Below are 9,247 nucleotides of genomic sequence, written 5' to 3'. Positions count from 1 at the left end.
AGGGGTTGGCCGATCTGCCGGGGGCGGGTGGGATCAGCCACGTCCCACAGCCGCACCGTGCCGTCCCCACTGCCGGTGGCGAGGGCGTGTCCGTCAGCCGCGAACGCCACCGACCATACGACGCCGGTGTGGCCAGTGAGAGGTTGGCGGACCCGCCTGGGCATGGCCAGTGGCTGGGCGGGCGCCTGCGGGGTAGGAGGGGGAAACGCGGGTTCGTCGATGGGTGGAGCATCCCGTGCGGGCACGGGGAAGGCGGGGGCAGCAGCGGGTTTGACTCGGCCGGCGATGGTCCCGCGGATCTGGTCGAGCAAGTAGCCGCGGGCATCGTCGGCGGACCGGTCGAACAGGTCGATGGACACGACTGCGCCGAGAAGACCCGGGCGACGGCAGTCCTCGACACGGATCGGGAGGAGTTTGCGGGCGAAACCATTGGGGTCAGCGGCCTGCACGGCCTGCCATTCCTGGCGGCCGTAGACCGAATTAAGGTAGGCGGCGGACAGGATCGCAATGGTCCGTTCCGAGTGTTGAACGCCTTCGTCCATGCGGAACTGCCAGTTCGTGCCAGCAACGAAGTCCCATGCCTGGATCAGGACTCGGTACCCGGCGTCCTCCAACTGCCAGGCCACCCACTCAGCCCAGGCCTGGTTATCGCGAGTATAGGAGACGAAAAAGTCCCACCCCTGCGACGTCAGCACGGCCCGCATGTCCCCCATGGACCGATCTTCGCATTTACACCCGCACCGACGCCGAGCGGCCTGCGTCGGTGGGAGAACGAGCGATGACCATCACGCGAGTAGGGGGCAGTGGCAACGCCTAACCTGCATGTACCCGCTCGCTTGCTGATGCAAGCGGTCGGTCGGCGTGCACGAGTCTAGCTGTCGTCCGGCTGGCAAAGGTGGAGGCTGCGCGCCCGACCTGGTCGGTCGCGCAGCCGTGCCTGGACGGTCGACAGCGGCCTTGCCCTTCACAGCTCGGACGGAGCGGGGCTCCTCCGGCGGGCAGGCAAACTCCGCTTTGCCCCAGGGTTCTCGGCCAGGCAGGACCCGTCGACGTGGAGTCGTGTCGGTGGCAGGCGGCTGTACTCGGCGCCGACTTGCTCCGGTCCGCCAACGGCCAGTCTCCTGCTGTACCGATACGTTCCGTGTCTTCCCTGTTGAAAACTGGTCCATGGTGGATCCCTGTCGCAGCCACCCTGTGTCACCACCACGCCGGCCGCGTTACCCCCGACGGCAGGCGCGTCTCCGCGTCTCCGACCGCTACGTCCACCTGCTCCTGCGTGAGGTTCACTACGCGGCTCAGGTCCACCCCGTGCAGCTGGGCGCCGGTCAGGTTGGCCCGATATGGCTGGGCATCGGTCAGATTCGCCCCATGCAACCGGGCGCCGGTGAGGTTCGCCCCGTGTAGCACGGCGCTGTACAGGACCGCCTCGTGCAGTTGGCCGTTGGTCAGGTTCGCCTCGTTCAGCTCGGCGGTACTCAGGTCCGCCCTTTCCAGCCGGGCGCTGGTCAGGTTCGCCCCGTGCAGCCGGGCGAAGGACAGGTCCGCCTGGTACAGATCGGCGTTGGTCAGGTTCGCCCCGTGCAGCCGGGCGCCGGTCAGGTTCGCGTAGAACAGCCGGGCATCCCTGAAATCGGCCTGACGTAGGTCGACGTCGCGCAGGTCACCGGAGGCGAGGTCGAGGCCCGTCAGGCTGGCGGGGCCGGTGAGGTCGGCGCCAGCGAGGTCCGCGCGGGGGATGCCGTCGCGGTAGGGCAGGCGTGCGAGGACCTGGACTGCGGCGCGCATGTCGGCACCAGAACGCTCCGCCGGGCTGGCACCGGGCGAGGACGGGCGCAGTGCCGGGTCGCTGCTGCGGGTCCGCACGAACGCCGAGAGCACCTCCACCACGGTCCGCTGGTCGCCCGGCGAGTCCACCGCGATCCGTTCCAGCGCGTAGATCCCCCCAAGCCGGATCCCGAGGTTGTCCGGCTCGTTGAGCAACTTCACCGCCTCCACGTACAACTCGCGCACGTGGGTGTTCGCGGTCGCGGCCCGTTCGCGAACATCGGCGGCCTCGTTCGCCCGCTTGGTTTCGGCGTTGGCCTGCCGCGTCTCGTCCAGCGCGATCAGCGCGCCCGCCACCGCAGTAAGCGCCGCAGCCGCGGTCAACAGGCCGCCCTGCAACGCGGCCCGAGCCTGAACAGCGCCATCGGAGCCGCCCGGGTACATCCGGACCGGCAAATGCCAGATCGCGACCACCGCGCCGATCGCACCCAACCCCGCAAGACCGGCGATCGTCAGCAGCCAGCGGCGGCCAGAACGCCTCGCTGCTCCCCCGTTGTCGGTCATGGGGAGGGTTGTACCGCTGCGCCGCTGACCGGTGGCGCGTAACGGCAAAGTCAAGCAGGATCGGCCGTCAGGCATCAGGTGGGACCGAGATGTAAAGCATCACATGGGATCGGACAGGGTAAGTGAAGATCGCCATCGCAGAAAAACTCTACGGGTTCAAGCAGGATCGGCCGTCAGGCATCAGGTGGGACCGAGATGTAAAGCATCACATGGGATCGGACAGGGGTAAGTGAAGATCGCCATCGCAGAAAAACTCTACGGGTTCAAGGCGCCCCTTCGGGGCGCGCGCCGCGCTGCGCCGCACGCGACGCGCGGGCGGGTCCCGTCAGCCCCGCTGCGCCCCGGGGCCCCGCCTCGCTTCGCTCGGCACCCCGGGCGCGTCGGGTCTGCCACCCGCCCGCGCGCGTCGGAGCGGCGGCGCGTCGCTGAGAACCGGAAGGGCCACCGTCGAATCCATCGGTAGGCCGTCCGAGGCCCGCTGAGCGCTGCCAGGGTCAGGGCGCTGCCGAGCGTTGTAGTAGAGAGGTGCTTCCGGCAGCGTCCTCGGCTTGGCCCCGGATGTTGCGCTTGGCTGGAGGGGACGGGGATCGTTCGATGTGGTGGCCGGTGCTCGACGAGGCTGCCCGTGCGCAGTGGGACTACGTCCCGTACGAGCGTGTTGGCCCGCTGCGCTTTGGTATGAGCTTCGAGGAAACAGTCGCCGTGATGAGGCCGCGTGGGTTCACCAGCCAATCCCTCGGCATCGTGGGCAAGAGCCCCGGTGGAATTCGCCGCGGCATCGAGTGGCCGGTGTCATATACGGCTTCGAGTAGTGACTTGAGTAATTTCGGTTCCTCGCTCTGGCACGCAAGAACGCAATCGCCCTGGGATCGTCTTGGCGATCGCGGAGTCAACCCCGCCTGGAGCCCGGCCCGGGCCCGGTCGGGGCGCCGCCCGGGCGCTCGGGCGGCCGGGTGTTCATCCTGTCCGACGTCAGAGTCACGACCAGCGCCGTTTCGCGCCCCTGACGTCTGACGCGACGCCCGGGATCCCCCGGGCGCCTGCCCCGACGCTCCGCTGCGCACGTCCATCCACCCATGGGCTGTGGCGGGCGTGAAGCCGGGATCCGCCCCACAACCCATGACCAGATCCGATGCGAGACCTGAGTAATTAGGGTTCCTCGCTCTGGCTCTGACGATCCCACCCGATCACGAGCCTAGCCATGATCGGGTGGGATCTTCGGTGCCGTTCGGTTGACCGGTCAGGAGGTCTTCTCTTGAGCGTGCTCGATCTTCGCTGGTCGGGCGTGCACGCCCGTTTGCCTACCCATTCGGTGATCTTTGAGGAATGGATCGTGCAAGCGCAACCCCCGGAGGGCGGAACGGCCGTCCGCTACGTGCTGGCCATCCGGGTGACGGAGCCGCGGATGCGGTCCAGCGTCAGGTCCTCCAGGCAGCCGCGCAGCCGGCGGCGGGTGTCGGCGGGCAGCGACGGGTGGACCACCGCCTGGTAGGAGCCGTCGGCCTGGCGGACCGGGGTGGACGTGTCCGACCACTCGAGCGTCCCGACGCACGTCTCCCACAGTGTCGTCGCGGCCAGGTCGGAACCGTGGGTGAACCGCTTCCCCTGGACCGTGAACACCACCGTCGTCGTGGCCGCCGTGCCCGAGCCGCCGTGGTACTCGGTCGCCTCCTCCAGCGCGTGCACGCCGAACAGCACGCCACCGAGCACGACCAGCAGGATGACGACGTTGCGTGCGGTCTTCATCGCGAGGCTGGCCAGCGGAGGGCCGCGTCCCCGGTCATCGGGGGGACGCCGGGTGGCGCAGCAGCCGCAGGGGGTCAGTGCTGTCGTCCAGCAGGCCGCCGGGCGGCGGGCCGAGCCGGGACATCCGCGTGGCCAGGTGCGGGTCGGAGCTGTTGCGGGCGGTCGCCCGGCCGATCCGTTCGACCAGCCAGGYCGCGCCGGACAGGGCCAGTCCCGTCCCCATCAGGATGGGGATGAACACCGGGGCCGATGAACCCGAACCGCTCTGGYGCAGCCAGGCGAAGACCGCCGACGGCTCGTCCGGCGCCTCGCGCAGGTGCGCGGCGATGCGGGAGCGGCGGGCGGGGTGGTCGGCCGAGGTCTCCACCGCCCGGGTCAGCCTGGTCAGCCGGGACGAGACGACCAGTCCGACCAGCGCCACCTCCACCGCCAGGAAGATCAGCCCGCTGACCAGCGCCCGGTTCCACTCCCAGCGGTACAGGTAGACGAAGAAGTACAGCCCGGAGCCGAGCAGGGTCACCCCGCCGATCCCGAGGACGAACAGCCGTCTCATGATCCTCCCCCGACTCGGCCGGCCCGCTCGGTCCGGGTCCCGCCGGCCCGGGCCTTCTCCGTCTTCTGCCCGGAGCCGTTGGCCGACGGCTGGTCCGCCCCGGTCGCGGCCGCTTCGTCCTCCTCCAGCCGGCTGACCGTCCCGTCGCCCCCGTCGATGACGAGCACCTCGCCCTCGGCCAGGTCGTCGAGCCCGTCCGGGAACCCGACGACGGTGGGCACCCGGTACTCGCGGGCCAGGATCGCCAGGTGGCTCAGCGGGCTGCCGGTGCGCGAGACCAGCCCGGCCAGGTCCGGCAGCACGGCGGCGAGCGTCGGGTCCAGGTTCTCGACCAGCAGGATCATGCCGGCGGCGCCCTCCCAGGCGCGGGTCAGCGGGGCCTGGGCCCGGCCGGAGCTGACGCCCCGCGGGCCGGCGCCGGAGCGGCCGTCGGCGACCAGGCTGCCGTCCGGGGCGAGCCGGAACGCCGCGGGCAGCGCCGGTACGAGGGGCTCCTTCGGCCTGGCCGGCACCGCGACCGCGACGTTGTGCGAGACGGTGAGGGTCATCAACGCGTCCAGGGTCAGGTGGCGGACGTCGTCGGCGTGGTGCAGCTGGCCGCGCCGCGCCATCCGCCGCCCAAGCTCCATCGCGACCAGGGCGGAGAGCTCCTGCAGCCAGCGCGTGCGCAGCCGCAGCGTCTCCCGGGCCAGCGCCATCGGATCGTCGCCCTCGCCAGTGGGGGTGCCCACGTAGGCGGGGGTCGGCGGAAGCCGGCGACTGCCGCCGACGCGCGGCGGGATCAGGGCCAGTGCCTCCGGGAAGCGGGTGATGATCTCCTCGTCGGCGAGGCCGTCCTCCCGGGCCAGCGACACGGTCGCCACCGCGACGGCGGCGCCGGTGGTGGAGCTGGCGCGGGCGTTGAGGAACAGGCCGGCCAGGATCTCGTGGGCGTGCACGCCCATCAGCGTCGAGCGGGTGTTGCGCAGCAGCACCGGCAGCTGGTGGTCGGCCAGCGTGGCCAGGGGCCGCACCTCCCGCAGGGCGTCGTCGACGTCGGTGGCCAGGTCCGCCACGATGGCCGGCATCGCCACCCGCAGCCGGCCGATGCGCCAGGCCGCCCGCAGCCGCCGGTAGCCGGGCCGGGGGTCGAACGGCGTCCACCAGCGCCGGCGGCGCAGCACTCCGAGCGCCTCCAGGTCGACCGCGACCCGGCCCTGGATGTCGAGCACGTAGGGCTGCTTGGGCGGGCGGCGGCCCAGGGTGCCGGACAGTCGCAGCGCCTCCTCCAGGCCCTCCTCCAACGGAGGAACCCACAGGTCCAGCTCCAGGCGGGACAGCGGCTCCGGGAACGTCTCGGCGACYGGCCCCGGGCCGAAGACGTGGCTGCGCCGGGCGGGTACGGCGCTGGCGGTGACCGGCCGGCTCTGCAGCAGCCGCAGCGTGCCGTCCGGCTCGATCAGCCACTCCATGTCCTGCGGCCCGCCGAACAGCCGGCGGGTGCGCCAGGCGAGCCGGGCCAGCCGGAACCGGTCGTGGGCGTGCAGCGCGGCCGGGACCGGCCCGTCCACCGACCTCAGCCGGCCGAACCGCGACAGCACGACGCTCGTGCCGCTGACCTCGCCGCTGACGATCAGCTCGGGCAGGCCGTCGGTCATCGAGACCAGCAGCCGGGAGCGGTCACCGGTCAGCGGGTCCAGGCCGAACATCACCCCGCCCAGGCGGGCCTGCGCCATCGGCTGGACGAGGACGGCCATGCCGGCGGCCTCGGGCCCGATCCGGGCCGAGCCCACCACCTCGCCGACCGCCTTGACGAAGGCGTCCCACCCGGTCACGTGCAGCACGGACAGGAACTGCCCGGCCATCGAGGAGGTCTCGGAGTCCTCGGCTACCGAGGAGGAGCGGACCGCGAGCGGGTGGGCGCCGCCGTCGGTGAGCCGCTCCCAGTACCGGCGCGCCTCGTCGTCGTCGGCCAGGGCGGCGGCGATCCCCGGGCCGTCGAGACCGGCGCTGGCCCGGGTGGTGACGACGAACCCGGGGATGACGGGCAGCCCGGCGCCGGCCGAGACGGCGAGGTTGGCTGCCTTGGCCCCGACCAGCTCGACACCGGTCGCGGCCGGGTCATCCAGCCAGACGAGGCGAGGTCCGCCGCCGTCCGCCATGGGCCGCCTCCGCGAAACATGTGAAGTCGATGAAAACGACCATACCGATCGCGGACGACACGGGAAGGTGATGAGGCGTTCACCACTCGTTCAGCCTGAAGACCCCTGCTTTGGCCGGTCGGAACCTGGCAGGTCAGCGGGTCAGGGCCCGGTCCACGCGGCCTCGGCGGCTCCGGCAGGGCGATCCGGCGTGGGCGCGGTTGAACAGCCGGTCGACCGCGACCAGCAACAGCGCGTCGATCAGCAGCCCGGCCAGCACGTCCGACGGCCAGTGCACGCCGAGATAGACCCGGCTGGCACCGATGATCACCACCAGCGCGCAGGACATCGCGACGCTGGCCCGCCAGATCCAGCGGGAGGAGACATACAGCGAGATCACGATGGGCACCATCGCCCAGAGCGCGGCGGCGGCCATCACATGCCCGCAGGGGAACGACGGGCCGTTGCCGGCGACCATCCKGGAGATGTCCGGCCTGGGCCGGTCGACCAGGAGCTTCATGGTGTGCTCGACGAGCGGGCGGGCGGCGGTCACCGTCCAGATCGTGTAGCCGACGGTTCGGCACCGCGCCCAGGCGGCCAGGCCGAGCAGCGGACCCAGCGTGTACACGACCTTCGACGAGCCGATGAAGGACGCCCGCCGGAACAGCCAGTTCAGGGCGGGGGAGCGGTGGTCGATCACCCACTGCTCGATGGGGTGGTCGAAGCCACGGACCAGCACCGGGTTGGCCCAGTGGGCGGTGATCGCCAGGGCGGCCACGATACCGGCGAGCGAGGCGACGCGCCGCCAGTCGGTGACCATCAACGGCGCGGCCGAGGTCGGCACGTGGGGAGGATGAACAACGAGGGGGTGGGCTGCGTCAGCCGTTGTCACGGTCATCCCGCTCCACACTAACGGCCCATCAATGCCCCACTGGATCCGGTCTGGTCCCCTTTCCTCCCCCTCCACCCCAACGGGTGGTGGGGCGCGCGGCGGTCAGCCGGAGTCGCGTTGGAGGAGCAGGACGCCGGACGGGGTGCCGCCGCCGGTGGACACGACGGCGGTCCGCGCGTCGGCGACCTGGCGTTCGCCCGCGTCGTGGCGCAGCTGGGCGACCGCCTCGTAGAGGAAGCCGAAGCCGTGGGTGCGGCCCTCGGAGAGCTGCCCGCCGTGCGGGTTGAGCGGAAGCTCGCCGTCGAGGGCGATGCGCCGGCCCTTGTCGATCCAGTCCTGGGCCTCGCCGAGCCCGCAGAAGCCGAGGGCCTCCAGCCAGGACACCGCGTTGAAGGTGAAGCCGTCGTAGAGCAGGGCGACGTCGACGTCGGCGGGGCGCAGGCTGGTCCTGGTCCACAGGTGCGCGGCCTGGCCGAGGACCTGGGGCTCGTGGGTGATCGTCCCCTGGTCCCAGGAGACGCGCTCGAGGATCTGGGTGCCGACGGCCTCGACGCGGATCGCCGGCCGGGGCCGGTCGGGCGCGGTCTCCGCGGCCGAGACGATGATCGCGATCGACCCGTCGCAGGGCACGTCGCAGTCGTACAGGCCGAACGGCGAGCTGATCATCCGGGCGGACAGGTAGTCGTCCATCGTCATCGGGTCCCGGTAGATCGCCGCCGGGTTGCGGGCCGCGTTCGCCCGTCCGTTCAGCGCGATCGCGCCGAGCAGCTCCCGGGTCGCGCCGTAGCGGTGCAGGTACTGGTTGGCGTTCATGCCGATCCAGTTCGCCGCCGACATCGCCCCGAACGGCGCCCGGTACTCGAACATCCCGGAGACCCGGCCACCGCCCTCGCCACCACCGCCTCCGCCGCGCTGCAGGGCGGCGAAGGTGGAGGCCCAGACCGTCCGGAAGCAGAGCACGTGCCGGCACAGCCCGTTCGCGACCGCCATCATCGCGGCGATCACGGCACCGCCCGGGCCGGGGATGTCCATGCCGCCGTTGATCCAGGTCGGCTGCAGGCGCAGCGCCTCCTCGACGGCGGTGACGCCGCCCTCGCTCATCCCACCAAGGGCGCCGTCCCCGCCCGGATAGGTGGACAGCCCGTCGATGTCGGCGAGCGTCAGGCCGGCGTCCGCGACGGCCGCGAGGCACGCGTCGACCGTGAGCGAGAGCGGGTCGACCATGAGCCGCCGGCCGAGCGCGGAGCGCCCGATGCCGGACAGCACCGTCCGGTGCTCGAACCGCTCCTCGCTCACCGGCGGCCGGGGCACCGGCCGGCTGGGCGCCGGGACGCGGTCGACCGGGTCGGTGCCGCCGGCCGGCTCGAACAGCGGCAGCCACACGTCCTCGTGCCGCTCGAACCGGACGGCGACCTCCTGGCCCACGTGCACGTCGTCCGGCGGGCAGCCGACGATGTTCGTGGTGAGGCGGACGTCGGTCTGCTCCGCCAGCGCGACGACGGCGACGACGTAGGGCTTCCTAATGCGTCTGTCAAGCGGCGACGGCTGCGTTGGGTGCCTGGTAGGGGGTCCGGTTGCGGATGATCGCGTGCAGGACGTTGACGCGTC

The 9,247-nt window shown here is 71.7% G+C and carries 7 protein-coding genes; all 7 read right to left on the bottom strand.

Going from position 1 to position 9,247, the window contains the following annotated elements:
* Positions 1-713, bottom strand: a 713-nt coding sequence (locus tag BCD49_RS32420; RefSeq protein ID WP_116439451.1) for a toll/interleukin-1 receptor domain-containing protein, incomplete at its 3' end; no start/stop codon positions are given.
* Positions 714-1,197: 484 nt separating this feature from the next.
* Positions 1,198-2,328 (bottom strand): pentapeptide repeat-containing protein, encoded by a 1,131-nt coding sequence (locus tag BCD49_RS32415; RefSeq protein ID WP_007517411.1) that lies wholly within the window; start codon positions 2,326-2,328, stop codon positions 1,198-1,200.
* A 1,371-nt stretch (positions 2,329-3,699) separates the two neighbouring features.
* A complete protein-coding gene (locus tag BCD49_RS32410) occupies positions 3,700-4,074 on the bottom strand; it encodes a hypothetical protein (protein ID WP_007517409.1) in 375 nt (124 codons plus the stop codon).
* A 34-nt stretch (positions 4,075-4,108) separates the two neighbouring features.
* Entirely contained in the window at positions 4,109-4,627 is a 519-nt protein-coding gene (locus BCD49_RS32405; RefSeq protein ID WP_071042269.1) for a hypothetical protein, read from the bottom strand.
* Positions 4,624-6,768 (bottom strand): PEP/pyruvate-binding domain-containing protein, encoded by a 2,145-nt coding sequence (locus tag BCD49_RS32400; protein WP_007517407.1) that lies wholly within the window; start codon positions 6,766-6,768, stop codon positions 4,624-4,626. The genes BCD49_RS32405 and BCD49_RS32400 overlap by 4 nt, the downstream gene beginning before the upstream one ends.
* Before the next feature lie 133 nt (positions 6,769-6,901).
* Complete coding sequence (locus BCD49_RS32395; protein WP_106410210.1) at positions 6,902-7,645, bottom strand: phosphatase PAP2 family protein; 744 nt, start codon at positions 7,643-7,645, stop codon at positions 6,902-6,904.
* Positions 7,646-7,741: 96 nt separating this feature from the next.
* Positions 7,742-9,163, bottom strand: a complete 1,422-nt coding sequence (locus BCD49_RS32390; protein ID WP_051466908.1) for a thiolase C-terminal domain-containing protein — start codon at positions 9,161-9,163, stop codon at positions 7,742-7,744.
* Positions 9,164-9,247: the final 84 nt, after the last annotated feature.

Origin of the sequence: Pseudofrankia sp. EUN1h (assembly GCF_001854645.1) — a bacterium.
In the GTDB taxonomy this organism is placed as follows: Bacteria; Actinomycetota; Actinomycetes; order Frankiales; family Frankiaceae; genus Pseudofrankia; species Pseudofrankia saprophytica.
The sequence above is the reverse complement of the archived record's forward strand: the minus strand, read 5'-3'. Positions and strand labels throughout refer to the sequence as shown.

What these genes read in the sequence shown, in the direction of transcription:
- BCD49_RS32415 (WP_007517411.1), bottom strand. Translation starts at nt 2,328, where the DNA reads ATGACCGACAACGGGGGAGCAGCGAGGCGTTCTGGCCGCCGCTGGCTG.
- BCD49_RS32410 (WP_007517409.1), bottom strand. Translation starts at nt 4,074, where the DNA reads ATGAAGACCGCACGCAACGTCGTCATCCTGCTGGTCGTGCTCGGTGGC.